General features: G+C 72.7%; 25 protein-coding genes. 8 read left to right on the top strand and 17 right to left on the bottom strand.

The genetic code is table 11. From position 1 onward, the window contains the following. The first annotated feature begins 5 nt into the window (after positions 1-5). Positions 6-1160 carry an Mrp/NBP35 family ATP-binding protein gene (locus AS97_RS29485; protein WP_059145244.1) on the top strand — a complete coding sequence of 385 codons (1155 nt, stop codon included), beginning with the start codon at positions 6-8 and terminating at the stop codon, positions 1158-1160. A 118-nt stretch (positions 1161-1278) separates the two neighbouring features. Here the strand turns inward: AS97_RS29485 and AS97_RS29480 are convergent, their stop codons facing one another. The 5 genes from AS97_RS29480 to sigE form a co-directional block, all read right to left on the bottom strand. After that, positions 1279-1938 (bottom strand): hypothetical protein, encoded by a 660-nt coding sequence (locus AS97_RS29480; protein ID WP_086710901.1) that lies wholly within the window; start codon positions 1936-1938, stop codon positions 1279-1281. Between the two features lie 119 nt (positions 1939-2057). Further along, a complete protein-coding gene (locus AS97_RS29475) occupies positions 2058-2528 on the bottom strand; it encodes a sec-independent translocase (RefSeq protein ID WP_059145246.1) in 471 nt (156 codons plus the stop codon). 100 nt (positions 2529-2628) lie between these two features. Further along, entirely contained in the window at positions 2629-4416 is a 1788-nt protein-coding gene (locus AS97_RS29470; RefSeq protein ID WP_210565953.1) for a trypsin-like peptidase domain-containing protein, read from the bottom strand. 395 nt (positions 4417-4811) lie between these two features. Continuing rightward, entirely contained in the window at positions 4812-5738 is a 927-nt protein-coding gene (locus tag AS97_RS29465; RefSeq protein WP_059145248.1) for a zf-HC2 domain-containing protein, read from the bottom strand. After that, positions 5735-6553: an RNA polymerase sigma factor SigE gene (gene sigE / locus AS97_RS29460; protein WP_079059467.1), complete on the bottom strand. Its 819-nt coding sequence runs from the start codon at positions 6551-6553 to the stop codon at positions 5735-5737. The genes AS97_RS29465 and sigE overlap by 4 nt, the downstream gene beginning before the upstream one ends. 130 nt (positions 6554-6683) lie before the next feature. On the opposite strand from sigE, the gene AS97_RS29455 reads away from it, so the two are divergent. Continuing rightward, positions 6684-7349, top strand: coding sequence for an O-methyltransferase (locus AS97_RS29455; protein ID WP_059145249.1), 666 nt, complete (start codon positions 6684-6686; stop codon positions 7347-7349). 132 nt (positions 7350-7481) lie between these two features. Here AS97_RS29455 and AS97_RS29450 read toward each other — a convergent pair whose 3' ends face one another. Continuing rightward, on the bottom strand, positions 7482-7649 hold the full coding sequence (locus tag AS97_RS29450; RefSeq protein ID WP_003966491.1) for a DUF3117 domain-containing protein: 168 nt from the start codon (positions 7647-7649) through the stop codon (positions 7482-7484). A 360-nt stretch (positions 7650-8009) separates the two neighbouring features. Between AS97_RS29450 and AS97_RS29445 the strand changes: the two genes are divergently transcribed. After that, the gene (locus AS97_RS29445; RefSeq protein WP_059145250.1) at positions 8010-8816 is read left to right on the top strand and encodes an enoyl-CoA hydratase-related protein; all 807 of its coding nucleotides are present in this window, start codon (positions 8010-8012) and stop codon (positions 8814-8816) included. A 78-nt stretch (positions 8817-8894) separates the two neighbouring features. Here AS97_RS29445 and AS97_RS29440 read toward each other — a convergent pair whose 3' ends face one another. After that, the gene (locus AS97_RS29440) at positions 8895-9491 is read right to left on the bottom strand and encodes a DNA-3-methyladenine glycosylase I (protein ID WP_125761264.1); all 597 of its coding nucleotides are present in this window, start codon (positions 9489-9491) and stop codon (positions 8895-8897) included. Then, positions 9488-9985 carry a DivIVA domain-containing protein gene (locus AS97_RS29435; RefSeq protein ID WP_210565952.1) on the bottom strand — a complete coding sequence of 166 codons (498 nt, stop codon included), beginning with the start codon at positions 9983-9985 and terminating at the stop codon, positions 9488-9490. The genes AS97_RS29440 and AS97_RS29435 overlap by 4 nt, the downstream gene beginning before the upstream one ends. A 138-nt stretch (positions 9986-10123) precedes the next feature. Here AS97_RS29435 and folP point away from each other — a divergent pair, with 138 nt between their 5' ends. Then, a complete protein-coding gene (gene folP, locus AS97_RS29430) occupies positions 10124-10984 on the top strand; it encodes a dihydropteroate synthase (protein WP_059145252.1) in 861 nt (286 codons plus the stop codon). A gap of 61 nt (positions 10985-11045) precedes the next feature. On the opposite strand, the gene AS97_RS29425 is transcribed toward folP, so the two are convergent. Together AS97_RS29425 and dapE are read right to left on the bottom strand one after the other, a co-directional pair. Continuing rightward, positions 11046-11795 (bottom strand): TIGR00730 family Rossman fold protein, encoded by a 750-nt coding sequence (locus tag AS97_RS29425; RefSeq protein WP_059145253.1) that lies wholly within the window; start codon positions 11793-11795, stop codon positions 11046-11048. 359 nt (positions 11796-12154) lie between these two features. Beyond that, positions 12155-13225, bottom strand: coding sequence for a succinyl-diaminopimelate desuccinylase (dapE, locus tag AS97_RS29420; protein WP_125762215.1), 1071 nt, complete (start codon positions 13223-13225; stop codon positions 12155-12157). A gap of 224 nt (positions 13226-13449) precedes the next feature. Here dapE and AS97_RS29415 point away from each other — a divergent pair, with 224 nt between their 5' ends. Then, positions 13450-14370 carry a hypothetical protein gene (locus AS97_RS29415; protein WP_210565951.1) on the top strand — a complete coding sequence of 307 codons (921 nt, stop codon included), beginning with the start codon at positions 13450-13452 and terminating at the stop codon, positions 14368-14370. A gap of 215 nt (positions 14371-14585) precedes the next feature. Then, positions 14586-15137, top strand: coding sequence for an ATP-binding protein (locus tag AS97_RS47730; RefSeq protein WP_236670102.1), 552 nt, complete (start codon positions 14586-14588; stop codon positions 15135-15137). Positions 15138-15213: 76 nt separating this feature from the next. Here AS97_RS47730 and dapC read toward each other — a convergent pair whose 3' ends face one another. Together dapC and fdxA are read right to left on the bottom strand one after the other, a co-directional pair. Continuing rightward, the gene (dapC, locus tag AS97_RS29405; RefSeq protein ID WP_059145255.1) at positions 15214-16335 is read right to left on the bottom strand and encodes a succinyldiaminopimelate transaminase; all 1122 of its coding nucleotides are present in this window, start codon (positions 16333-16335) and stop codon (positions 15214-15216) included. A gap of 215 nt (positions 16336-16550) precedes the next feature. After that, positions 16551-16877 (bottom strand): ferredoxin, encoded by a 327-nt coding sequence (gene fdxA / locus AS97_RS29400; protein ID WP_059145256.1) that lies wholly within the window; start codon positions 16875-16877, stop codon positions 16551-16553. A 114-nt stretch (positions 16878-16991) separates the two neighbouring features. On the opposite strand from fdxA, the gene AS97_RS29395 reads away from it, so the two are divergent. Both AS97_RS29395 and AS97_RS29390 read left to right on the top strand, forming a co-directional pair. Further along, positions 16992-18008 (top strand): GNAT family N-acetyltransferase, encoded by a 1017-nt coding sequence (locus tag AS97_RS29395; protein ID WP_210565950.1) that lies wholly within the window; start codon positions 16992-16994, stop codon positions 18006-18008. An 18-nt stretch (positions 18009-18026) separates the two neighbouring features. Beyond that, positions 18027-18863 (top strand): transglutaminase-like domain-containing protein, encoded by an 837-nt coding sequence (locus AS97_RS29390; RefSeq protein ID WP_059145258.1) that lies wholly within the window; start codon positions 18027-18029, stop codon positions 18861-18863. Positions 18864-19170: 307 nt separating this feature from the next. On the opposite strand, the gene AS97_RS29385 is transcribed toward AS97_RS29390, so the two are convergent. The 5 genes from AS97_RS29385 to AS97_RS29365 form a co-directional block, all read right to left on the bottom strand. Next, positions 19171-19785, bottom strand: coding sequence for a response regulator transcription factor (locus tag AS97_RS29385; protein ID WP_093464452.1), 615 nt, complete (start codon positions 19783-19785; stop codon positions 19171-19173). 84 nt (positions 19786-19869) lie between these two features. Then, positions 19870-21141 (bottom strand): sensor histidine kinase, encoded by a 1272-nt coding sequence (locus tag AS97_RS29380; RefSeq protein ID WP_079059471.1) that lies wholly within the window; start codon positions 21139-21141, stop codon positions 19870-19872. 154 nt (positions 21142-21295) lie between these two features. Beyond that, positions 21296-22039, bottom strand: a complete 744-nt coding sequence (locus AS97_RS29375) for an ABC transporter permease (protein WP_210565949.1) — start codon at positions 22037-22039, stop codon at positions 21296-21298. Next, on the bottom strand, positions 22036-23025 hold the full coding sequence (locus AS97_RS29370; RefSeq protein WP_125760744.1) for an ABC transporter ATP-binding protein: 990 nt from the start codon (positions 23023-23025) through the stop codon (positions 22036-22038). The genes AS97_RS29375 and AS97_RS29370 overlap by 4 nt, the downstream gene beginning before the upstream one ends. A 197-nt stretch (positions 23026-23222) precedes the next feature. Further along, on the bottom strand, positions 23223-25406 hold the full coding sequence (locus AS97_RS29365) for a hypothetical protein (protein WP_210565948.1): 2184 nt from the start codon (positions 25404-25406) through the stop codon (positions 23223-23225). Positions 25407-25485: the final 79 nt, after the last annotated feature.

The following is a 25485-nucleotide window of genomic DNA, read 5'->3' as shown; positions in this document are numbered from 1 at the left end:
TCCGTATGGCTACCGACACCCTCCCAGCGCCGAGCGAAGACGCGGTACGCGCCGCGCTCGCGACGGTCAACGACCCGGAGATCCACAAGCCGATCACCGACCTCGGCATGGTCAAATCCGTCGAGATCGCGGCGGATGGCTCGGTCGCCGTGGTGGTCTACCTCACAGTCTCCGGCTGTCCGATGCGAGACACGATCACCAACAGCGTGCGGACGGCGGTCGCCGAGGTCGAGGGTGTGACCGGGGTCACGGTCGAACTCGATGTGATGAGCGACGAGCAGCGCCGTGAGCTGGCCACTTCGCTGCGCGGCGGCCAGGCCGAGCGCGAGGTGCCCTTCGCCAAGCCCGGCTCGCTGACCCGGGTCTACGCGGTGGCGTCCGGCAAGGGCGGCGTCGGCAAGTCGTCGGTGACGGTCAACCTGGCCGCCGCGATGGCCGCCGACGGGCTCAAGGTCGGCGTGGTGGACGCCGACATCTACGGCCACTCGGTGCCCCGCATGCTGGGCGCCGACGGACGGCCCACCCAGGTCGAGAACATGATCATGCCGCCGTCGGCGAACGGCGTGAAGGTGATCTCGATCGGAATGTTCACCCCCGGGAACGCTCCGGTGGTCTGGCGCGGCCCGATGCTGCACCGCGCGCTCCAGCAGTTCCTGGCGGATGTCTACTGGGGCGACCTCGATGTGCTGCTCCTCGACCTCCCCCCGGGCACCGGCGATATCGCGATCTCCGTGGCCCAGCTGGTGCCCAACGCCGAGATCCTGGTGGTGACGACGCCGCAGCAGGCCGCCGCCGAGGTCGCCGAGCGGGCCGGTGCGATCGCCGTCCAGACCCATCAGAAGATCGTCGGCGTCGTGGAGAACATGTCCGGGCTGCCCTGCCCGCACTGCGACGAGATGGTCGACGTCTTCGGCACCGGCGGTGGCCAGGTGGTCGCCGACGGACTCAGCCGGACCACCGGCACGACGGTGCCGGTGCTGGGCTCCATCCCGATCGACGTTCGGCTGCGCGAGGGCGGCGACGAGGGGAAGCCGGTCGTGCTGACCGACCCCGACTCTCCGGCGGGCAGCGCGCTCAAGGCGATCGCGGGCAAGATCGGCGGACGGCAGCGCGGCCTCGCGGGCATGTCGCTGGGCGTCACCCCGCGCAACAAGTTCTGAGCGCCAGGTTCTGAGCGCGCGCTCGGGCCACGGCCTTACGGCCGGCTCACTCGGCCACGGCCTTACGGCTCAGGGGCGGCTTCCTCGGGAAGCCGCCCCTGAGCCTTTGGCGCCCGCCTTACGAGTCGTAGCGGGTGATGTCCTTGACCACCGCGAACCCCAGGCCGTAGGCGCTCATCCCGCGCCCGTACGCCCCGATGTGCACGTCCTCGCCCGCCGTTCCGGCCACCACCCAGCCGTACTCCGACTCGCGGTAGTGGAAGTCGGCCGGCACTCCGTCCACCGGGAGCGACAGCTGCGACCAGCTCTCGCCCTCCAGATCGTCCGCCAGCTCCCAGGCGATCGCGGTCTGCTGGTCCAGCCAGTCCTGGCGCAGCGCCCGCTCCATCCGCGTCGGCCAGGTGCACGACAACAGACCGGAGCCGGCCAGCCAGGCGGCGGAGGAGACCGAGGTGGCCTCCAGCTTGCCGGTGCCGTCGGCGCTGTCCCGCCCCGGGCGGCTGGCGACGGTGACGACCACCGTGAAGCGCTGCTGATCCATATCGGTCTCGACGCGCAGCGACGGCTCCTCGCCATGGCCGGTCGAGCCGTACTCGACGATGCCATCGGCCGCCGCGCCCACCTGCATCAGCCAGCGGGGGCCGGTGAACGCCTCGTCAAGCCCGTACCAGGGAAAGCCGGCCATCAGATAGCCGTCGACGCTCCGCCGGGCGTCGGCGGGCAACCCCTGCGCAGCCGCTGCCACCCCTCGTTCCCCTAGCCGACCCGTGGTCTCCATGTGCGCGCGGCCTCCTCGTTGCCCTGCGTTGTGGGCGGCCCGCCCCCCCTCGGGCGACCCTCACCCCGGACAAAGGGAGGATAGCCATACGGGTCAACCAGGCCGGGCATACGGGGGGATCAAGTGGCGTCGGAGTCGAAAGGCGGACGCTCCTCGCGGCTCGGCTCCTCGCGCTTGCGCAGCAGGTCAGGCGTGCTGGAGTCGCCCTTGGACAGGGACGGCGGGGTGGTGCCGGAAGCCCCTGAAGAGCCCTGCGGCGGATCACTCTCCCGGCCGTGCACCGCGTCGGCGACCTCCGCCATCTCCTTACGGAGGTCGAAGCCGTTACGGATCTCCTTCAGGCCGAGCTCATCGGAGTCCAGCACATGCTTGCGCACGAAGGTCTTGGGGTTGAGGTCCTCGAACTCGAAGTCCTTGAACTCCGGCCCCAGCTCGGAGCGGATGTCCTCCTTGGCGCTGTCGGAGAACTCCCGGATCTTCCGGATGAACTGCGAGACATCCCGAATCACCTTCGGGAGCTTGTCCGGGCCGAAGACGAGCACCGCAAGGACAACGAGCGCGACAAGCTCGAGAGGTCCTATGTCCAACACCTTGCAGCTCCTCAAGACGTCTGGGGCCCCGGCCTGGGCCACTCAACACCGTACCTGGCGGCGGGGTCGGCGCGGGAGACGGCCGGGCCAACATCGCGCGTCAGCCGCTGCTCGCCGAACCCAGGGTCAGCTCCGCGGTGCGTGTCTTGCCGTCGCGCTTGAGGGTGAGCGCGAGCCGGTCACCGGGGCGGTGGCTGCGGATCTTCACGATCAGCTCCTGTCCGCTGTGCACCGGGACGCCGTCCACCTCCGTGATCACGTCACCGGCCTTGATCCCCGCCTTGTCTCCGGGGCCGTCGGAGGTGACCGGCGGGCCGCTGCCGGCTCCCTTGGTGTTCACCCGGGCGCCGTCGCCGGTGTAGCCCATGTCGAGGGTCACGCCGATCACCGGATGGGTGGCCTTCCCGGTGTTGATCAGCTCCTCGGCGACCCGCTTGCCCTGGTTGATCGGGATGGCGAAGCCCAGGCCGATGCTGCCGCCCTGGCCGCCCCCGAGGCCGGAGCCGTCGTCGGCCGCCCGGATCGCGCTGTTGATCCCGATGACCCGGCCCTTACGGTCGACCAGGGGGCCGCCGGAGTTGCCCGGGTTGATCGGGGCGTCGGTCTGCAGCGCGTCGACATAGCTGACGTCGCTGCCGTCCTCCTTCTCGCCGCCCGCGGTGATCGGGCGCTCCTTGGCGCTGATGATCCCGGAGGTGACGGTGCCCGCCAGGTCGAAGGGGGCGCCGATGGCCACGACGGGGTCGCCGACGCGCACGGAGTCGGAGTTGCCCAGCGGCAGCGGGGTGAGCCCGGAGACGCGGTCGACCTTGACGACCGCCAGGTCATAGCCGGCGTCGCGGCCGATGATCTCGGCCTCGGCGTCCTGGCCGCTGTTGAACGTCACCGATATGTCGCCGTCCGCGCCGGCGGGCTGGACGACATGGTTGTTGGTGAGGATATGGCCCTGCTTGTCGAGGACGAAGCCGGTGCCGGTGCCCTCCTCCGAGCTGCCGCGCACATGGATCGTCACCACGCCGGGCAGCGAGGCGGCGGCGATCCCGGCGACGCTGCCCGGAGCCCTGGCCTCCTTCTCGACCGGGGCCTGCGGCAGCTTCACATCGACGCCCCCGGAGGCGTTGTCCCGCTCCGCGTACGCGCCGATACCGCCGCCGATGCACCCCGCGACCAGGGCGATCAGCAGCACGGCGATCCAGGCGCCGCGGCGGGAGACCGTCTTCCGCGTCTTGGGCGCGGCGGGCGGCGGAACCACGGCCCAGGGGTCGTAGCCGCGCCACTGGGCGGTCGGGGCGGGCTGTGCCATCGCGGCGGGGGGCCGGTGGGGCTCTCCGGGGCCCACCGGCAGCTGTGTGCCGTGCGGCGGGGTCATCCCGGGGTGCGACGGCATGGGCACGGGCGCGCTCTGCCCCGGTACGGGGCCGGTGGCGGGCGGCAGGGTGGTGCCGTGGGGCGGGGTCACCCCGGAGGCCTGAGGCGGCGTCTGGGCCATCCCGGGCGCCTGGGGCGGCGCCTGGGCCATCCCGGTTGTCTGAGGCGATGCCGGGGCCATCCCGGGAGCCTGAGGCGGCGTCTGGGCCATCCCGGGCGGGACATGCGTGCCCTGCGCGGGGGTCGCCACCGGGTGCTGGACGGGCGGGGCCGGGGCCCACGGCCCGGGGCCACCGTAGGGCGGGGTGCTGTACGGGTCGGGCTCATGCAGCGGCCGGGGCGCCGCCTCCTCGAGCGTGCGGCCCTCCACGGGCGCGTCCACCGGCTCCGGCGGCGCCTGCGCGGCGGCTGCCTCCGTACGCTCCTCGGCGCCCTCCGCCGCATCGCTCGACCGGTCGCCGGGTCGTGCGCCGACCGGTCGGCTCCACCACTTCGGCTTGGGGGCCTTCGGCTCGTCCATGATCTCCCCTTTTTTGAGGGCTCGGTTCGCCTCCGAGGCGCCTCAGTCTCCCCCAGCTACCACTGGGAGGTACCCCCTGTGGAGTCGACAGCGACGCGCCCCTTCGGCTCGCCCCCAGCTACCGCTGGGAGGTGCCCCCGGCCGGTCAGCCCAAGCACCCGGACACACTACGGCGCCCTTCGGCTTGCCCCAGCCACCGCTGGGAGTGCCCCGGCCGGTAAGGCCAAGCATCCGGGACCAGGGCACCGCGCCCCTGGGCTCACCCGCCCGAGCCGCGCTGCCCGGAGCCGATTCAATCAGGTCCGTCGGCGCTCGCGCAGGGCGGACGAAAAGACCTTGTCATGATCGGCAAAGAGACGGGCGGCCGGCGACATCGCGCCGTCACCGCCGTCGCACTACTTCGGGGGCGCGCTGGCCCCGAGATACGGCGAGCCGCCCGAGGTGGGCCGGGACGGGACCTCCAGCTGGGTCGGCGCGGGGGCCGGGGGCGTGGAGTTCGCTGTCCGCAGCAGCTCCGTGACCGAGAGAATCGGCTGTATCAGCGGATTCAGCGCCGCTCCGACGGGCTGGCGCAGGGCCGGTGGATGCGGAGTGGCCGTCGGGGACGGGGTGCCCGTCCGGGTGTCCGTGGTGGCCAGCAGCCCCACCTCCTGGCGGGTCCGCTCCCGCACGCCCGTGCTCACGGCGACGTCGGCGGCCTTGACCGGGGCGACCGCGGTGTCGGCACCGTCGGCCGAGCTTCCCGGGGGGTCGACCGCCGCGTCCAGCGGAAGGGCGGCGCCGAGCGCGAAGGCTGCCAGCGAGACCGCTCCGGCCGCCGCGAAGGCGAACCTGCGGCGCGGGGCGGGGCGCTCGACCTCATGGATCCTGAAGCCGCGCTGTCGTGAGGCACGGGCCGATGCCGCCGGTGCGATCGCGGTGCCCGGAGGCATCGCGGGCACGAAGGCGAATGCCCGCTCCCGTCTCTCCTCCGGCTCCCGGACATCGCGCAGCTCGCGCACGTCCCGTGGGGTGCCGCGCATCTCGTGCGGGCCGAAGACGCTCGGGCCCCCGAAGGGGGAGCCGCCCATACCGTCGTCGCCCGCGGCCGGCAGGCCCTGCAGACGCGCCAGAAAGCCCTCGGACGGTGCCGGGGGCGCCGTCTGGGCGAACACGTTTTTCAGCCGACGCTGAGCATCGGCTTCCGCCTTGCACTTGCAGCAGGTGGCGAGATGGGCGAGGACGCGCTCACGCGCGTCATGCCCCAGCTCACCGTCGACCAGAGCCGCAAGGCGGTCGCCGAGATGCTGCTCGGCGGGGGACGGACCGCCTGATCGGGTCACGCGATTCCGACCTCCCCGCTCAGCCGGGGGGCCGTGACACGCGGCGCCACCGCGGCGACCTCATGCTGCTGACCGGTCCGCGCCGCGGGGGCACGGTGCTGCAGCGCCTTGCGCAGATGCGAGCGGCCGCGGTGGATGCGGCTGCGCACGGTGCCCAGCTTGACGCCCAGGGTGGCAGCGATCTCCTCGTAGGACAGCCCCTCGATGTCACAGAGCACCACGGCGGCGCGGAACTCCGGGGCGAGGGTGTCCAGCGCCTGCTGCACATCGGCGTCGAAGTGGGTGTCGTTGAAGTGCTGCTGGGGAGAGGGCTCGCGGCTGGGGAGCCGCTCCGCCGCGTCCTCGCCGAGGGCGTCGAAGCGGATGCGCTGCCGACGGCGGACCATGTCGAGGAAGAGATTGGTGGTGATGCGGTGCAGCCAGCCCTCGAACGTGCCCGGGGTGTACGTCGACAGCGAGCGGAAGACGCGGACGAACACCTCCTGGGTGAGATCCTCGGCGTCGTGCTGGTTGCCGGTGAGCCGGTAGGCGAGGCGGTAGACCCGTGCGCTGTGCGTGCTGACGATCTCCTCCCAGGTAGGAGGCGTCCACGCCGGCGCGTCCGCGTCCGTGGCGAAGGTCGCGGTGGTGGCGGGCTCGGCGAGGGGCGCACCTCCCGTGCCCTTTGGGCTACGGGGGCGAGAACGGTCAGCGGTGTTGGTCACGGATTTCGGCTCGCCCACTGACCTGCGAAAGCGCTTCAGCACTCGCCGGTCACCGGCCGCAGCCGCACCTCCCCTATCGGCTCTGGTGGTGTCCAGTAGAGCCCCTACCATATCCACCTCGCCCGTTAGCTCCGGATAAGCATTTTTGACCTGCATTTGGTCGTGATCCATACGGCCCCCCCGGCTTCTACAACGCCTGGTCCCATCTGCGGGTTCCCGCGCGCAGCGGATACAGTCACCGTTGCGCCAACTACGGGGACAGGAGAGGGACATTACCGGCAACCGGCAGACGAGCTGGGCGTTCGCCGACGCATTCGTCGCCGAGGACGAAGCCCTTCACTGGGCCCGTGACCGGGCCCGGGAAGCAGGGCTGCGCTCGGTGTCGGCGGGCACCGGCGCCGCGCTGCGGCTGCTCGCTGCCGCCGCCGATGCCAAGGTCGTCGCCGAGATCGGCACCGGGACGGGCGTCTCGGGGATCCATCTGCTGCGCGGAATGCGCCCGGACGGCGTGCTGACCACTGTGGACACCGAGCCGGAGATGCAGCAGTTCGCCCGGCAGGCGTTCCGCGAGGCCGGGTTCACCGGGAACCGGGCACGCTTCATCCCCGGCCGCGCCCTGGACGTGCTGCCCCGGCTGGCCGACGGCGGATACGACCTGGTCTTCTGCGACGGCGACCGGCTGGAGTGCCTGGACTACCTCGCCGAATCGTTGCGTCTGCTGCGGCCCGGCGGGCTGGTCTGCTTCGAGGGGGTCTTCGCCAATGGGCGGACCGTGGACTCCGCCGCCCAGCCCACGGAGGTGCTGCGGGTGCGCGAGCTGCTGCGGACCGTACGGGAGTCCACCGTGCTGCAGTCGTCCCTGCTGCCGGTCGGCGACGGTCTGCTCTGCGCGGTCAAGCGGGGCTGAAACGGCCGGCCCGGCCGGTCCCCCGCCTCGCAGCCGAGCCCCCGGAACCCCCTTACATGCGCTGCCCCGGCGGTCGGTACCTGATGTACCGGCCGCCGGGGCAGCGCGCGGGTGATGGTGGGCCGCAAGCCGTCAGCCGACGACCTTCTTCAAAGCGTCGCCGAGGGCGTCGGCCTCGTCCGGTGTCAGCTCGACGACGAGCCGACCGCCGCCTTCGAGCGGAACGCGCATGACGATGCCCCGCCCCTCCTTGGTCACCTCGAGCGGGCCGTCGCCCGTCCGCGGCTTCATGGCCGCCATGCTCGTTCCCCTTCCTGAAACCAGCTCATCGCAGCCGACAACCCAGGTGTCACCGGCATCGAACACGTTGCTTCACTCTCATTATCCCGCATGGCATGACCCGATGACCAACATCGGTCGGCAATGCCTGTACGAGGCGCTCCCCCAAAACCACCCAATTCGGGGAGGCGGTCGCGGTAGCGTACGCCCGCCGTCACCGAACGAAGGGTCGGTTCTTTGACGCAGGTCACATGTCGGTCGGTCATGATCTCCGGCATGCTGTGCGCTGACCGCCGCGGCGGGCCCCTTCCCGGGTCCGCCGGTGCGGCCGCCGCCCGAGCCACCCGCCAACTCGCCTCGCCTCACCGCCGGAGGACCGCCATGGCCGACACCGTGCTCTACGACCTCGCCGAGGGCCTCGCGACGATCACCCTCAATCGTCCCGACGCGATGAACGCCCTGAACATCGACACCAAGGTGGCGCTGCGCGACGCGCTGCTGCAGGCCGCGGAGGACCCGGCGGTGCGGGCGGTGCTGCTCACCGGCTCCGGGCAGCGGGCCTTCTGCGTCGGCCAGGACCTCAAGGAGCACATCGGCCTGCTGGCCGCCGACCGTGACGGCAGCGGCGAGGGCTCGACCATGAGCACGGTGGCGCTGCACTACAACCCGATCGTCACCGCGATCGCCGGAATGCCGAAGCCCGTGGTCGCCGCCGTCAACGGCGTCGCGGCGGGCGCCGGGGCGGGCTTCGCCTTCGCCGCCGACTACCGGATCATCGCCGACACCGCCTCCTTCAACACCTCCTTCGCCGGAGTCGCGCTGACCGCCGACTCGGGGGTCTCCTGGACCCTTCAGCGGCTGATCGGATACGGCCGCGCGGCGGATCTGCTGCTCTTCCCGCGCGGTATCGACGCCCAGGAGGCGCTCGACCTGGGCATCGCCCACCGGGTGGTCCCGGCCGACGAGCTGGCCGCCGAGGCCGCGGCGGTCGCCCGGCGGCTGGCCGAGGGCCCCACCGCGGCCTATGCGGCGCTCAAGGAGTCCCTGGCCTTCGCCGCGGGCCACACCCTCACCGAGTCGCTGGCCATGGAGGACGAACTGCAGCGCCGCGCGGGGGCCTCGGACGACCACGCCATCGCGGTGAACGCGTTCGTGAACAAGGAGAAGCCGAGGTTCACCGGCCGCTGACCGGCTCGCCCCGGCCGTCGGCGGCCGGGGCTCAAGCCCGTCGGCGGCCGGGGCTCAAGCGCGTCACGGCCGGGGCGATCAGACCACGTCGCGGCTGTGGCAGTCGGCCAGATGGTCGTTGACCAGGCCGCATGCCTGCATCAGGGCGTAGGCCGTGGTGGGGCCGACGAAGCGGAAGCCGCGCTTCTTGAGGTCGCGGCTGAGGGCCGTGGACTCCGCGGTGATCGCCGCGACATCGGTGGCGGTCCGCGGGACGGGGCGGCCGTCGGGGGCCGGGGCATGGGACCAGATCAGCGCGTCCAGCTCACCGGGTGCCAGGGCCGCCGCGGCGCGGGCGTTGGAGATCGTGGCGGCGATCTTGGCCCGGTTGCGGATGATCCCGGGGTCGGCGATCAGCCGCTGCTCATCGGCCTCGGTGAACTCCGCGACCTTCGCGATCGAGAAGTCGGCGAAGGCGGCCCGGAACCCCTCCCGGCGGCGCAGGATCGTCAGCCAGGACAGCCCCGACTGGAACGCCTCCAGACAGATCCGCTCATAGAGCGCGTCATCGCCATGGACCGGGCGGCCCCACTCGGTGTCGTGGTAGACGCGGTAGTCGGCCATGGTCTCGGCCTCCAGCCCCCAGGGACAGCGCAACAGGCCGTCCGGCCCCGGAACCACACCTTGCCCGCTCATGCGCCATGCCCTTCGTAGCCGTGTCCCTCAAAGCCGCGCCCGTCGAAGCCGCGCCCCTCGAAGAGGTTTCCCTCGAAGCCGTCCTCGTCGAGGCCGGGCCACTCGGGGCCCGGGCCCTCGGGGCCGCCCCGCCCGAAGCCGTGGTCGCTCTCCGGGGCCGACAGGGGATCGGGGCCGGGCCCGGGGGGCGACGACGGCTTCGGGCGCGGGCCCGCGAGCGCCGCCTCCAGCTCGGCGATCCGGGCATCGCGCTCGGCGAGCTCGGCACCGAGGCGGCCCAGCACATCGTCGACATCCGCCATCCGGTAGCCCCGCAGCGTCATGGGGAGCCGCAGCGCCTCCACGTCGGTGCGCGCCAGCGGCCGGTCGGCGGGCAGCGGCTCGTCCAAGCGGTCCGGGGGCGCCTCGGCGAGCGGGCCGTCACCGCCGCCGACGACGGCGAGCGTGACCCCGCCGACCACCACGACCAGCGCGATCAGCAAGAACAAGAACACGGTGATCGTCTCCCCGTCAGATGCATGGTTGAGTCTGTGTCCGTCGGCCTCGATAACTGTCTGCTCCGATCGTGCCATGCCCCTCCGACAGTTATCGTCGCTGCCCGCAACCTGGAAGAAGACATGAAGGAAGTTCGGATGCTGCGGCTGGGACGACGTGAGTTCGGCGAGAACGAGCGGGTGATCATGGCGATCGTGAACCGGACGCCCGATTCGTTCTACGACCAGGGGGCGACCTTCCGCGACGAGCCCGCCCTGGCCCGCGTGGAGCAGGCCATCGCCGACGGCGCCGCGATCATCGACATCGGCGGCGTCAAGGCCGGACCGGGTGACGAGGTGAGCGCCGAGGAGGAGGCGCGCCGCACGGTCGGCTTCGTGGCCGAGGTGCGCAGGCGCCATCCGGACGTGGTGATCAGCGTGGACACCTGGCGCCATGAGGTCGGCGAGGCGGTCTGCGCCGCGGGCGCGGATGTGCTCAACGACGCCTGGGGCGGGGTCGACCCCAAGCTGGCCGAGGTCGCCGCCCGCCATGGCGTGGGGCTGGTGTGCACCCACGCGGGCGGGGCCCGGCCGCGCACCCGCCCGCACCGGATCGGCTACGACGATGTGGTGGAGGACATCCTGCGGGTCACCCTGGACCTCGCGGAGCGCGCCCTCGAACTGGGGGTACGGCGCGACGGGATCATGATCGACCCGGGCCATGACTTCGGTAAGAACACCCGCCACTCACTGGAGGCGACGCGCCGGCTGGGCGAGCTGACGGAGACCGGCTGGCCCGTCCTGGTCTCGCTGTCCAACAAGGACTTCGTCGGCGAGAGCCTGGACCGGCCGGTCAAAGAGCGGCTGATCGGCACGCTCGCGACGACCGCCGTATCGGCCTGGCTGGGGGCCCGGATCTACCGGGTGCACGAGGTGGCCGAGACCCGTCAGGTGCTGGACATGGTGTCGTCCATCGCGGGCCACCGGCCCCCGGCGGTCGCCCGCCGGGGACTGGCCTGAGGAAGCCCGGCGGGGACCGGCCGGGCGGGGACCGCCGCGCCGGGGCGCGAGGAGTGCGTCGTCAGACGCCGGACTCCTTGGTGACCAGGTCGATCACTTCGTCGATGTCGTCGGTGAGGTGGAACAGGTCCAGATCGTGCGGGGACGCCTTGCCCTCCGCGATCAGGGTGTGCGTGAGCCAGTCGACCAGGCCCTTCCAGTAGGCGCTGCCGAAAAGGACGATCGGGAAGCGGGTGACCTTCTTGGTCTGGACGAGGGTGAGCGCCTCGAAGCACTCGTCGAGCGTGCCGAGCCCGCCGGGAAGCACCACGAACCCCTGGGCATACTTCACAAACATCGTTTTTCGCACGAAGAAGTATCGGAAGTTGACGCCGATGTCGACGTACGGGTTCAGGCCCTGCTCGTACGGCAGCTCGATGCCCAGGCCGACCGAGACGCCGCCCGCCTCGGTCGCGCCGCGGTTGGCGGCCTCCATCGCGCCGGGGCCGCCTCCGGTGATCACCCCGAAGCCCGCCTCGACCAGGGCCCGGCCGATCCGCACCCCCGCCTCGTACTCCGGGGACCCCTCGGGCGTACGGGCGGAGCCGAACACGCTGATCGCCGGGCCGAGCTCCGCCAGGGTGCCGAAGCCCTCGACGAACTCCGACTGGATGCGCATCACCCGGAACGGGTCCTCGTGCACCCAGTGCGTGGCCCCCTGGGTGTCCAGGAGCCGCTGATCGGTCGTCTCGGGTCGCATCTGGTGGCGGCGGCGCACGACCGGGCCCAGACGCTGCTCGTGCAGCGCTCGCTCTTCTTCGGCGTTGCCCACTGTGTGCTCCCTTCGCCAAGACCAAGATCTGGTCAAAGATCTGTGGTTCAGAGTAGGCCCCCCCGGGGGGCTTCGAGCCGAAATCCCGGCCACGCTCACCCACCGAACCGCTGATCACAGGTCCAACGGCCGCCCGCTGACATTCGCGGCTCCGCCGCGTGCGGGGCTCCGCCCCAGGCCCCGGGGTGGGGCGGAGCCCTGGAAACGCGATCCAGCCCCGCCAGCGCTTGACGAGACGCGACCCAGCCCCTCCGGCGCTTGAGGAGCGGGGTCCAGGGGCGGAGCCCCGGCGAGGCCGGGGCCGGGCCCCGGTTTCGGGAAGGGGCGGGGAGGGGAAAGATGCGCCGCCCGGCGCGGCGCTAGCCGGCCAGCCAGGCGCGCAGTCGTTCTTCGGCCTCCAGGACGGCCGCGACCGGTACGTGCTCCTCGCGGGTGTGGGCCAGCTTCGGATCGCCGGGCCCGTAGTTCACCGCGGGCACGCCGAGCGCCGAGAAGCGGGCGACATCGGTCCAGGCGTCCTTGGGGGCCACCTCCACCCCGAGCGTCGCCACGAGGGCGGCGGCCGACGGGTGGGCGAGACCGGGCAGGGCGCCGGGCGCGCTGTCGGTGAGCTCGATGTCGAAGCCGGTGAAGACCTCGCGGACATGCGCGAGCGCCTCCTCCTCGGAGCGGTCGGGGGCGAAGCGGAAGTTCACCGTCACCGTGCAGAAGTCCGGGATGACGTTGGTCGCGTGGCCGCCGTCGATCCGTACCGCGTTGAGGCCCTCGCGGTAGGTGAGCCCGTCGATCTCCGCCCGCCGGGGGACGTACCCGGCCAGCCGGTCCAGGATCGGCGCGGCCTTGTGGATGGCGTTCTCACCGAGCCAGCTGCGCGCGGAGTGGGCGCGCCGCCCCTGCGTGCTCACCCGCACCCGCAGCGTGCCCTGACAGCCGCCCTCGACCTTGCCGTCGGTGGGCTCCAGCAGCACGGCGAAGTCCCCGGCCAGCCACTCGGGGTGATTCCTGGCCAGCCGCCCCAGCCCGTTGAGCTCGGCGGCGACCTCCTCGTGGTCGTAGAAGACGAAGGTGAGGTCGCGGTTGGGCTCCGGCACGGTCGCGGCCATGCGCAGCTGTACGGCGACACCGGACTTCATGTCGGAGGTGCCGCAGCCCCACAGCACGCCGTCGTCGTCGAGGCGGGAGGGCACGTTGTCGGCGATCGGCACGGTGTCCAGATGGCCCGCCAGCACGACCCGCTCGTCCCGCCCGAGGTTCGTACGGGCGACGACGGCGTCCCCGTCCCGGTCGACGGTCAGATGGGGCAGGGCCCGCAGGGCCTGCTCCACCGCGTCGGCGAGCGCCTTCTCCTCACCGCTGACCGAGGGGAAGTCGACGAGCCGGGCGGTGAGCCGGGCCGCGTCCAGGGACAGGTCGAGTTCTGGATGTGCCATACGGCCGACCCTAGCCGGTCGGCCCTGGCCCCCGGCGGCCCCGGCCCGGTGACCCCGGCGACCCCAGGGGCCCCGCTCCTGGCGACCCCAGGGGCCCCGGCGACCCCGGTCCCGGCGACCCCGGCGACCCCAGCGACCCCGCTCCCGGCGGCCCAAGGGGCTGGCGACGTGGCGTTCCCCACCCCGCGCCGGTGATCCGGCGGGGCCGCGCGAGCTCCAGTACCGTGTGGCGCGTGCCCCTGTCCGTCTTCTCCCACCGCGCCCGGCTGCTGCGGGCCGCGGTCGCCTGTGCCGTACTGCTGGCGCTGGCCGGATATCTGGCGGCGCAGCTGCTGACGGGTGGTGTGGGACCGCCGCGCTGTGTCGTACGGGCGAACGGCGAGGATGTGCGGCTCTCCCCCGAACAGACCGTGAACGCCGCCACGATCGAGGCCGTGGCCGCCTCCCGCGGCCTGCCGGAACGGGCCGTCACCATCGCCCTGGCCACCGCCCTGCAGGAGTCGGGGCTGCGCACCATCCGCCATGGGGACCGGGATTCGCAGGGGCTGTTCCAGCAACGCCCCTCCCAGGGCTGGGGCAGTGTGCGGCAGATCCGCGATCCGGTCTACGCCGCCGGGAAGTTCTACGACGACCTGGTGCGGATGCCCGGCTATTCGCGGCTGCCGCTGACAGTGGCGGCGCAGCGGGTGCAGCGCAGCGGTTTCCCTCAGGCGTACGCCAAGCACGAGACCGAAGCGGTGGTGCTGACCGGCGCTCTCACCGGGCGCTCCGAGGCGGCCCTCAGCTGCCCGGGGCCGCCGGACGACGGCCAGGCGGGCGATCCCGTGCGCGTACGGGCGTCGCTGAAGCGGGAGTTCGGCTCCGAGACGGAGGCGCGGCCGGCCTCGGCCGGGCACGGCGGCGGCAAGCAGGCCGCCCCCTCGCCGCACACAGTGGTGGTTCCGGTGCCGAAGGCGGCGGCTCCGGGGCGCGCGGGGCAGCGCGGCTGGGAGATCGCGCACTGGGCAGTTGCCCACTCGGACGAGTTGCGCATCGAACGTGTCTCTTACGGCGAGCGCGAATGGAACGCGCGGAATTCCGCGGCGGGGTGGCGCCCTGCCAAGGGGATTTCCGGGGCGGAAGTGCGGATCGTCACCATGCGATAGCACATGGGATCGCCGCAGCTCAGGGCGGTTGACGGCGCATTGTGCGGCACGTACGGAGGAATGGTCCGGGCGTATTACACGCAGAACCGGATAATGCGACGCATTGCCAACTCTTTGCCTTGTCTCACCGCAACCTTCGCGGGGTTCACGCGGTATTCACAGCGTCCGAATCGCCGGGCACCGCACGCCCATTGTCCCTCCGCCAAAGGAGAACCATGTCCCTCCCTCTCACCCGTCGGATCGCCCGCGCCGCACTGCTGGTCGCGGCGAGCGCGGCACCCGTCGTCGGCGCCGCCGGCGTCGCGAGTGCGGCGGAGCCGGCCCAGCCGCAGTCCTCCAAGCTGGGGCTGTCCTCGTTGGATCCCGCCTCGGTCGGCGAGGTCGCCGACGTCGCCTCGCAGCAGGTCGGGAGCACGGCGGGTGACGTCAGCAGCAAGGCCGGCGGGACCGTCAAGGGGATCCTGCCGGGCAAGGCCGCCCCGGCGACGGCGGCCCCGGCCAAGCCCGCGAAGCCCGCCAAGGCCGCGAAGACCTCCAAGGCCGCCAAGGCCGGCCCGGCCAGGGCCGCTCACGCCAAGCCCGCCGGTAAGGGCGAAGGCAGGGCCCTCGGCCAGGGGAAGGGCAAGGGCGGCGCCCACGCCAAGGGCAAGGGCAAGGCCGCCAAGCCCGCTCAGGCCGCCGCCCCGCAGGCCCCCGCGCCGGCCCCGCAGGGCCCGGACCTCCCGGTCAAGGACCTGCCGATCAAGGGCCTGCCGCTGCTCGGCTGATCTCGCCGGACCAACACGGGGCCCGGAGAGTCTCGTACTCCCCGGGCTCCTCATGGTCGTTCACCTGTTGGGCTGTTCAGCCCGCCAGCCGCCGCACCGCCGCCGCCACGCGCTCGTCGGTCGCCGTGAACGCGACCCGGACGTGCCGCTCCCCCGCCGCGCCGTAGAACTCGCCCGGGGCCACCAGGATGCCCCGCTCGGCGAGGGCGCTCACGGTGTCCCAGCACGGCTCGTCCCGCGTCGCCCACAGATACAGCGACGCCTCGCTGTGCTCGATGCGGAAGCCCCGGCCCTCCAGCGCCGACCGCAGCGCGGCCCGGCGCCGCTCATAGCGCTCACGCTGCTCCGTCACGTGCTTCTCGTCGCCGAGCGCCGCGACCGTGGCCGCCTGCACCGGTGCGGGCACCATCATCCCGCCGTGCTTGCGGATCTTCAGCAGCTCGCCCAGCACCGCCTCGTCACCGGCGAGGAAGGCCGCCCGGTAGCCCGCCAGATTGGACCGCTTGGACAGCGAGTGGACCGCCACCAGCCCCTCGAAGGACCCGCCGGAGATGTCCGGGTGGAGCACGGAGACCGGGTCCGCCTCCCAGCCCAGCTCCAGATAGCACTCGTCGCTGACCACCAGCACCCCGTGCTCGCGGGCCCAGGCGACCGCGGTACGCAGCTCGTCCTTGGAGAGCACCTGGCCGGTGGGGTTGGACGGGGAGTTGAGCCACAGCAGCTTCAGCCCGGCCGGGTCGAGGTCGGTCCCCGCGGTGCCGGCCGCGAACGTCTGCGTGTCGTACGGCACCGGCTCGGCGCCCGCCAGCCGCGCGCCCACCTCGTACGTCGGATAGGCGAGCCGCGGGAAGGCGACCCGGTCGCCGGGGCCCAGGCCCAGCTGCGCGGGCAGCGAGGCCACCAGTTCCTTCGAGCCGACCACGGGCAGCACCTGGGTGTGGGTCACCCCGGCCGCGCCCAGCCGCCGCTCCACCCAGCCGGTGAGGGCGTCGCGCAGCGCGGCCGTGCCCCAGACGGTCGGATAGCCGGGGCTGTCCGACGCGTCGGCGAGGGCCGCGCGGATCAGCTCGGGGACCGGGTCGACGGGGGTACCCACCGAAAGGTCGACGATGCCGTCGCGATGGGCCGCGGCGGTCGCCTTGTACGGTTCGAGCCGGTCCCAGGGGAAGACCGGGAGGCGGGCGGATACGGGTGGCACGGGGTGGCTCACTTTCTTCGGAACTGCCCGGGTTCTTCGGAACTGCCCGGACCGAGGGCCCGGGAACCCGGTGGATTCCGGCCGAACCGGTGGAGTCCCGAGAAGACCCGGGACCCACGGGAACGCCGGGAGCGCCCGGGAAACAGCCCGGTCCCGCAGGCCACAGGCCATACGGGACCGCCGGCTGCTTCCGGGCGCTGACGCCGGGGGCAGGGTTACTCGTCGTGCTCCTGCGGCGGAAGCGCGGCGACGAAGGGGTGGTCCCGCTCGATCAGGCCGAGCTTGCTCGCGCCACCGGGCGAACCGAGCTCGTCGAAGAACTCGACATTCGCCTTGTAGTAGTCCTTCCACTCCTCGGGAGTGTCGTCCTCGTAGAAGATCGCCTCGACCGGGCAAACCGGCTCACAGGCCCCGCAGTCGACGCATTCGTCCGGGTGGATGTACAAGGACCGCTGGCCCTCGTAGATACAGTCGACGGGGCACTCCTCGATGCACGCCTTGTCCTTCAGGTCGACACAAGGCTGCGCGATGACGTAGGTCACGCTGTCGTTCCTCCTCGTTAGGGCTGCTATCGCGCGGGAGCGCGGCGTCGTCGATGCCCGCACCTAGTATCTCCGTTCCTGGGCACCAGACGCACATGAGGGGCTGACTGAGCTGTGGATTTCACCACTGGCGGACGTCTCGAAGTCCGGATCACCCCGGATGACGTGGGAAAACGCGTCTCGGTCAGACTGATCACCGGGGAGCGTGAGCCCGCCCCCACCTTCACCGACGTGGTCGGTGTTCTCACATCGTGGACCGAGGGCTCGCTCCGCATCACGCGGCGCACCGGGGAGGCGGTGCGGATCGCCGAGTCGTCCCTGGTGGCGGGGAAGGTGGTGCCCGCCGCTCCGGCCCGCCGCCGTGGCCCCGCCGCGACCGCGCCCGAGCTGGCCCGGGTCTCCGCCCGGGCCTGGCCGCCCCTGGTCAGCGAGCCGCTGGGCGAGTGGACGCTGCGCGCCTCCGGAGGATTCACCCGGCGCGCCAATTCGGTGCTGCCCCTCGGCGACCCCGGGATGGCCCTCGACGAGGCGCTGCGCCGGGTGACCGACTGGTACGCGGCACGGGACCTGCCCGCGTACATCCAGGTCAGCACGGGCGCCGAGGGCACCCAGGAGCTGCTCGCGGCGGAGCTGGAGACCCGCGGCTGGACGCGGGAGGTCTCGGCGCGGATACGCATCGCGGCGCTCGCCCCCATCGGGGACCTGGACGTCGACACCTCGGCGGTGACGCTCTCCCGCCGGCTCGACGACGCCTGGCTGGCCCGCTACCAGCGGTCGTCCGGCGAGCCCTCCCCCGAGGCGCGGACGGTGCTGTCGGGCGGCCCTTCGGTGTGGTTCGCCACCGTGCCGGGGCGGGAGGGAGACGCCCCGGCCGCGATCGGGCGCTGTGTGGTGGACGGCCGCTGGGCCGGGTTCACCGCCGTGGAGGTCGCCCCGGAGCGGCGGCGTCAGGGCCTGGCCAAGGCCGTGATGACGGCGCTGGCCCGCAAGGCGCTCGACGAGGGCGCCTCGGCCGCGTATCTCCAGGTGGAGACGGACAATGACGGTGCGCACGCCCTCTACGAGGGCATGGGCTTCACCGTCCACCACAGCTACCATCACTGGCGCGCATCTGGACACGATGTGCGCTGAGCGGGGTACGAGTCGGCTATGCCACGGATGAACGACACGTCCCGCCGCCGGCGGTTCGCCGATGCGGCCCGCGAAGAGCGCCCCGATCTGGCGCTGCTGTGCCTGCTGGTCGGCATGGAGGCCGATTCCGGACTGGACGAGACCGGAATCGACGAAGCGCAGATCGAGCTCGACCGGCTGGCCGGTCAGCTCCCCTTCTCCCCCGGCGGCCCCGAGGACTGGGCCGCCGCGCTGGCCCGCCTGCTCGGCGAGCGCCATGGCTTCCGGGGCGGCCCGGCCGACTACCAGCGGCTGGGGTCCTCGCTCCTCCACACGGTGCTGCGGCGCCGCCGTGGACTGCCGATCCTGCTGTCCGTGGTGTGGATGGAGGTGGCGCGGCGAGCGGGGGCGCCGGTGTACGGGGTGGCACTGCCGGGCCATTTCGTGGTCGGCTTCGGCGATCCTTACGGCAGCCATGTGCTGGCCGATCCGTTCGACGGCGGGCGGCCGCTGTCCAGTGAGGACGCGGCGACGCTGGTGTCGGGCGCCACGGGCGCCCCGCTCTCCGCGTCAATGCTGAGCCCGGCCGGATCGCTGGACATCGTGCTGCGGATCCTCAACAACATCCGCGCCTGGGCGTCCGCCCGCCCCGAGCGCACCGATGTCCGGCTGTGGGCGGTCGAGCTGTCCCTGCTGCTGCCCAGCCACCCGGCCGAGCTGCGCTACGAGCGGGCACAACTCCTCGTGGAGCGGGGCGACTTCATGACCGGCGCCAAGGAGCTGGAGGAATACGCGGAGGTGGTGGAGGCGGTGCGGCCCGACGCCGCCGAGACCGTACGCCACGAGGCTCGCGCCGCCCGCGCGATGCTGAACTAGCGGCTGCCCGGTGGGTCTTCGCGCCTGTGGCATCGGCGGCTGCCCGGCCCGATCCGCCGGGCAGGGCCTGGCGCCTCCGCCGAGCAGGGCCTGGCGCCTCCGCCGAGCAGGGCCTGGCGCCTCCGCCGGGCAGGGCCTGGCACCTCCGGCGGGCCGGCCGTCGCGGGGCGGCGACCCGGCCTTCCAGCCCTCCGGCGTCTGAGGAGCGGAGCCCAGGGGCGGAGCCCCGGCTAGGGCCGGGCCCCACGTAGGGGAGCCGCGTATCGTCAGGTGTCGGGAAGGGGCGGGGAGGGGAAAGCCCGGACCGCTACAGCCAGCCCTTTTCGCGGGCGATGCGGACGGCCTCGGCCCGGTTGCGGGCGGCGGTCTTCTGGATGGCCGTGGAGAGGTAGTTGCGGACCGTGCCCGGCGACAAGTGCAGGGCGCGGGCCAGCTCGGCGTTGGTCGAGCCGTCCGCCGAGGCGTGCAGCACCTCGCGCTCCCGCGCGGTCAGCGGGCTGGCCCCGTCCACGAGCGCGGCGGCTGCCAACGTGGGGTCGATCACCCGCTCCCCGCGCAGCACCCGCCGTATGGCGTCGGCGAGCTGGGCCGCCGGGGCGTCCTTGACCAGGAAGGCGTCGGCGCCGGACTCCATGGCGCGGCGCAGATAGCCGGGGCGGCCGAAGGTGGTCAGGATCACGATCCGGATCCCGGGCGCGGCCCGGTGCAGCGCGGCGGCGGCCTCGATCCCGCTCAGGCCGGGCATCTCGATGTCCAGCAGCGCCACATCGGGGCGATGGGTCCGGGCGGCGTCCACGACCTCGTCGCCGCGGGCCACCTGCGCGATGACCTCGATCTCGTCCTCGAGCCCGAGGAGCGCGGCCAGCGCCTCCCGCACCATGGACTGGTCCTCGGCCAGCAGTACCCGGATCACGCCCCGCAGCGTATCCGCTCTTCGTAGGCCGCTCTTCCCCGCGCTCCGTCTTCCACGCGCTCCCTCCGTGCGCTCCTTACGGCGCTGCCCGCGCTATGGGGCGGCCGGTGAGGGCGCTTCGACGCGGACGCCGCGGGAGAGCGGGACCAGGGCGCGGAGGACGAACCCGCCGCGCTCCCCGGGGCCGGTCTCCAGGCGGCCGTCGGCCAGCTGGAGCCGCTCGGCCAGCCCGGTGAGTCCGTTGCCGTGCGGGCCGGTCGCGCCGCGGCCGTCGTCGGTGACGGTCAGGCACAGCTCGTCGTCCATCTCGTCGAGCGTGACCGCGCAGCGGCGCGCTCCGCTGTGCCGCACCACATTGGTGACCGCCTCGCGCAGCGCCCAGGCCAGCGCCCCCTCCTGGTCGGGCGGAAGGTCGGGGTGGTGGGCGGCGGCCCGGCTCAGGTCGGCGGCGACGCCCGCGGCGGCGAGGGTGGTACGGGCCCCGGCGACCTCGGCCTCCAGGGTGGGGCGGCGGAAGCCGCTGACCGCCTCCCGGACGTCCACCAGCGCCTGCCTGCTGACCCGTTCGATATCGGCGACCTGCCGCGCCGCCTGCTCGGGCTTGTCGGGCAGCATTCGGCCCGCCAACTCGCTCTTGAGCGTGATCAGGGAGAGCGAGTGGCCCAGCAGATCGTGCAGATCGCGGGCGAGCCGCAGCCGCTCCTCGTTGGCGGCGAGCTGGGCCACGGTGGCGCGGGCGGCGCGCAGCGCCCGGGTGGTACGGACCATCTGCCGCACCCCGCTCATCGCGAACCCGCCGAGCAGCGACGGGATGACCAGGGCGGACACCAGCCCGTGCGAACCGCGCACCAGCACCCCGACGGCCACCATGAACGCGGTGTTCAGCGGAATCGCCCACCGCGCGAGCCGCAGCGGCAGCACCGCCCCGTAGGCGACGGACACATAGACGCACAGCACCAGCCAGGCGTCGCCCATGGTGAGGGTGAGCACGGCGGCGAGCACGCAGCACGTACCCAGCGCCCCGAAGACCGCGGCCCGGCTCAGCGCCCGCCCGGTGTGCCGGAAGACCAGCACCAGATAGATGGCGACGAAGGCCAGCAGACCGAGCGCGCCGCACACCGTGGCGGGGACGGTGTGGTGCCCGTCGACGAGATCGCTCACCGGCGCGCCCATATAGGCCATCCAGATCCCGATCCACATCAGCTTGATCAGGGCCTGCCGGAGGTTCTCGGGGCTCTGGCCGATGGCGGCCGACCGGTCGTTCTCGTCGTCGTACGCCATCGCGTCGGCCCACCAGGTCAGCCGGCGGAGCACGCCGGGGCGGCGCTCCGGATCGCCGTCGGTCCACTCGGCCCGGTCAGCCATGGTTCTTCTCTCCTCGGATCACGCCTCGGATCACGCCTCGGGGCACGCCCCCGGTCATGCCTTACGGCTGTCCCTCACGCCTTACGGGTGTCGCTCATGCCTTACGGATGCCTCTCACGCCTTACGGCTGTCCTTCACTCCTTACGGCTGTCCCTCACGCCTTCCGGGTGTCCTTGCGGTACAGCCACGCCGCGCCGCCCGCGAAGAGCGCGAGATAGCCGATGAGCAACGCGACGTCCTTGACGTGCGGGGCGCCGCCCAGCTCGATCGCCTGGCCGAGGGCGGTGTAGGCGTGGGTGGGCAGATAGTCGCCGATGTTCCGCAGCCACTGCGGATACGACGTGGTCGGCATCCACAGCCCGCCGAGAATCGACAGACCGAAGTAGATGATCATGGTCAGCGGGCGGACCGCGTCCCCGGTCGCCAGATAGCCGATGGCCACCCCCAGCGCGGCGAAGACCAGGGAGCCGGCCCAGATGGCGCCGGTCAGCGCCGCCCACTCCCAGGCGGCGTCCAGCCGCACGCCCTTGAGTGCGGCGGCCACCACGAAGACGATCACGATCGACGGCAGGGTGGCCACCGCACCCACGGCGATCTTGGCCGCCACATAGCCGCGGCCGGGCAGCCGGGTGAGCCGCAGTTGCCGGGTCCAGCCGCCCTCGCGCTCCTTGGCGATCCGCTCGCCGTTGCCCATCAGCCCGGCGGTGAGCGCCCCGAAGGAGGCCATCGCGACCATGTAGTAGAGCGGCATCGACAGCCGGGTGCCGGGCACCCGGTCGTCGGCGTCGGTGCTGCCCGCGATCAGCAGGAAGAGCACCGACGGATAGATGATCGTGAAGAACATGAACTTGCGATTGCGCAGGGTCCGCGCGATCTCCAGCTTGACCAGCGCCTTCATCGGGCGGACTCCTCAACTGTCGGCACGGCGTCGGTGGCCGTGTCGGTGGCGGCATCGGTGATGGCGAGGAACGCCTGTTCCAGGCCGAGGCCGGTGACCTCCAGCCCGCGCGGATACAACCCGAGCCCGTAGACCGCGTGCACGGTCGCGTCCGCGTCGGTGGACCGGATCCGTACGGTACGCCCGGAGATGTCGATCCCGGTCAGCGCGGGCAGAGCGCGCAGCGCCGTCTCGTCGATCGGCCCGTCCAGCTCGAAGGAGATCCGCCGGGCTCCGGCCATCGCCTTGATCTCGGCGGACGAGCCGTCGGCCAGCACCCGGCCACCGTGCAGCACGATCACCCGGTCGGCGATGGCGTCTGCCTCTTCCAGGTAGTGGGTGGCGAACAGGATGGTGCGGCCCTGCTTCGTCTGCTCCCGCATCGCGCCCCAGAAGGTCTGCCGGGACGCCACGTCCATACCGGTCGTGGGCTCGTCCAGCACGATCAGATCCGAGGCGCCGGCGGTGGCGAACGCGAAGCGCACCCGCTGCTCCTGACCGCCGGAGAGCTTGTTCACCTTGCGGGAGGCGATCTCGGCGATCCCCGCCCGCTCCAGCACCTCGTCCACCGGATGGCCCTTGGGGTGCAGATCGCAGGCCAGCCCCACCAGTTCGCGGACCGTCACGTCCTCCATCAGAGCGCCACTCTGCAGCATCGCGCCGACCCGGCCGCGGACGATGGCCTGGCGCGGGGTGGTGCCGAAGACCTCCACCCGCCCGGAGTCGGGGTGGCGCAGGCCGAGCAGCAGATCGAGGCTGGAGGACTTGCCCGCGCCGTTGGGGCCCAGCAGGGCGACGGTCTCCCCCGGGTACAGCGTGAGATCGAGATCGGCCACGGCGCGCACACTGCCGTAGCTCTTGTTCACCTGCTCGAAGCGGACCACGGGCGGGGCGCCCGTGGTGGCGGCCCCGGCGCCGGGGGCGGAAACAGCGGTCGTTGCGGTCATGGCCACCAGCCTGGCCGAGGGCGGGCGGTGCCCGGCAGTGTCAGCGGTCGTGACCTGGGGATGACAGATGTCATGGGTCGGGGCATGACATGCCAGGGAGACGTGACGCGACCCGGGAGACACGAGGCGGCCAGGGACATGACGCGGCCCCCGCCCGGTGCCGGGCGGGGGCCGCGTGGTGAACGAGCGGGGCCCGCTCAGTTGTCCTTGCCGATGACGCCGATGCGCTCGCTGGGCGTCTTGCCGAGCAGCGCCTGCCGCAGCGCGGACTCCACGTCCTCCGGGGTGACGGGCTTCTTGCTGCCGTCGCCCCGTTCGAGCAGAACGCCGTCGAAGGTGCTGCCGTACAGCTGCTTCAGGACCGACAGGTCGTAGTGCTCCACCAGCTTGCCGTCGACCACCTTCATGGAAAGGATCTTCGGCAGCGACTTGTCCGGGCCGAACGGAATCGAGTGCTGGGGGTCCGTCTGCACCGTGACCAGACCCGACATCGCGGGCTTGGCGAAGCTCTTCATCTTCCGGTCGACCTCGGCGTCGCTGACCGTGGGGCGGCGCGTGGCGACCGGCAGGGTGATGGCCTTGTTCTGGCCGGTCTCGGCGCGCAGGCGGAACCCGTCCGAGACGGCCTTGACCGCCTTGTCCACGTCCAGCCCCCTGCCCTCCTTGCCGTACACCGCGACGGGCTTGCCGGAGCTGAAGTCGATGCCGCCCTCGCGGGCCGTGCCGGAGTCGCCCGCGAGCCGCTCCAGGGCGTCCCGCAGCTTCTCCTCGTCGACCGTGACCGCGGGGTCGGCCTCATGGGTGCCGCCGAAGAGCGAGCCGATCACGGTGACCGGGTTGTAGTCCCGGCCCGCGACGTTCCGGACCGTGGCCTCGGTGTCGAGCGCCAGACCCGCGACGGAGGGCTTGATCTCCTTCTGCTGGCCGTCGACGGACACCGTCAGCGGGGCGGTGGTGCGCTTGCCCAGCGCGGTGTCCAGCTTGTCGACGGCGACCTCCTTGGAGCTGCCGCCGATGTCGACGCCGAGGACGGTGGTGCCGTTCGGCACATCGGCGTGGTTCATGACCAGACCGGCGGCGTAGGCCCCGCCCGCGATCACCAACAGCAGGCCCGCGGCCATGACGACCTTGGAACGGCCCTTCTTCTTGGGCTTGCCGGCCTTCGGGGCGGACGGCGCCGGGGCGCTGTCGCCGCCGCGCGCCGGGGCCCCGAGGCCGCCCGGGGCGGGTGGCGCGGGCGGCCTGGACCGGCCCTCGCCCGACGGCACCACGGGCACCCCGCTGACCAGCGTGTCGCTGGAGATCTGGTCCGACGGCACCCCGCCGCCCGGCGTGGGGTCGGGATCGCGGAACAGCGAGGGGGACGGATCGCTCCCGAGGTCGCCCCGGAACCCCTCCCCGGGGCCGGTCAGCGGGCCCGCGCCGGTGGTGGCACCGAGGCTGCCGGACATCGGCGAGCCGCCCGGCGGGGTCGGCGGCTGGGCGGCGGGGCCGCCGGCCAGCGGCCCCACACCGCCCGGAGGCGTCTGCGGGTCACCGCCGTACGGGCCGCCGGCGGGGCCCGGTCCGGGCGGGGCCAGCAACTCGCTGTCGTGCGGGCCCGCACCGGGGCCGGACGGCGGCATGAACATGTCGCCGGTCATCGGGCCGGTGGTGGGCCCGGTCGGCTCGGGGTGCCCGGACGGGGCCTGGGCGTCGGTGAAGTACGGCAGGTCGGCGACGGGGCCGCCGCCCTGCTGCGGGGCCGGGAATCCCTGGGTGGTGTCCGGCGCCGGGAACCCCTGAGTCGTCTCCGGGGAGGGGAATCCCTGCGTGATGTCCGGAGCGGGGAACCCCTGGGTGGTGTCCGGGGCCGGGGGCATCGGCGGCGTCGGCGTACTGCCGGTGGCCGACGAACCGCCCCTGGGCTTACGGGGCGAGAACCAGTCGCTGGTCCGCTGCTCGCCCTCACCCTTCTTCTCGCGGCTCTCGGAAGGCTCGTTGGACCCGCCGGGCTCGGCCGGCACACCGCGCTCCGGCGTCGGCGTGTAGTCGACCCGGGGGAGTGCGCCGGTGGGCTCGGGGGCGTCGTCGTCCCCGCCGGAGCGCTGCGCGGGTACTCCGTCCTCGGCGACGGGCGTGCGCATGACCACCGGCGGGATGGGCCGCGACCCCGGAATGTTGATCTTGATCCGGGTCGTCAGCGTGGTTTCGGTCTTCGGCTCCTCCGGCTTGGCCGCGGCCCGCGCCTGCCCGTCGTCGGCGAACTCCTGCGGAGCCTCCTGCGTGGGGTTCGGCGAGGGGTACTGGCGGGATCCGTACGGCGGGGTACCCGACGGGTAGGCGGCACCGCCGCTTCCCTCCCGGGGCCCGGAGGACGAACTGTCAGATTCACGGCTCAAAGCAGGTTCTCCCAGTTAGCTCCGCCGCCCGTCAGACCTCGCGCGGGCGGCTCGGCGGCGGCACCACCATACTGGGCGG

The organism is Streptomyces sp. AgN23 (genome assembly GCF_001598115.1).
Taxonomy (GTDB): Bacteria; Actinomycetota; Actinomycetes; order Streptomycetales; family Streptomycetaceae; genus Streptomyces; species Streptomyces antimycoticus.
The sequence above is the reverse complement of the archived record's forward strand: the minus strand, read 5'-3'. Positions and strand labels throughout refer to the sequence as shown.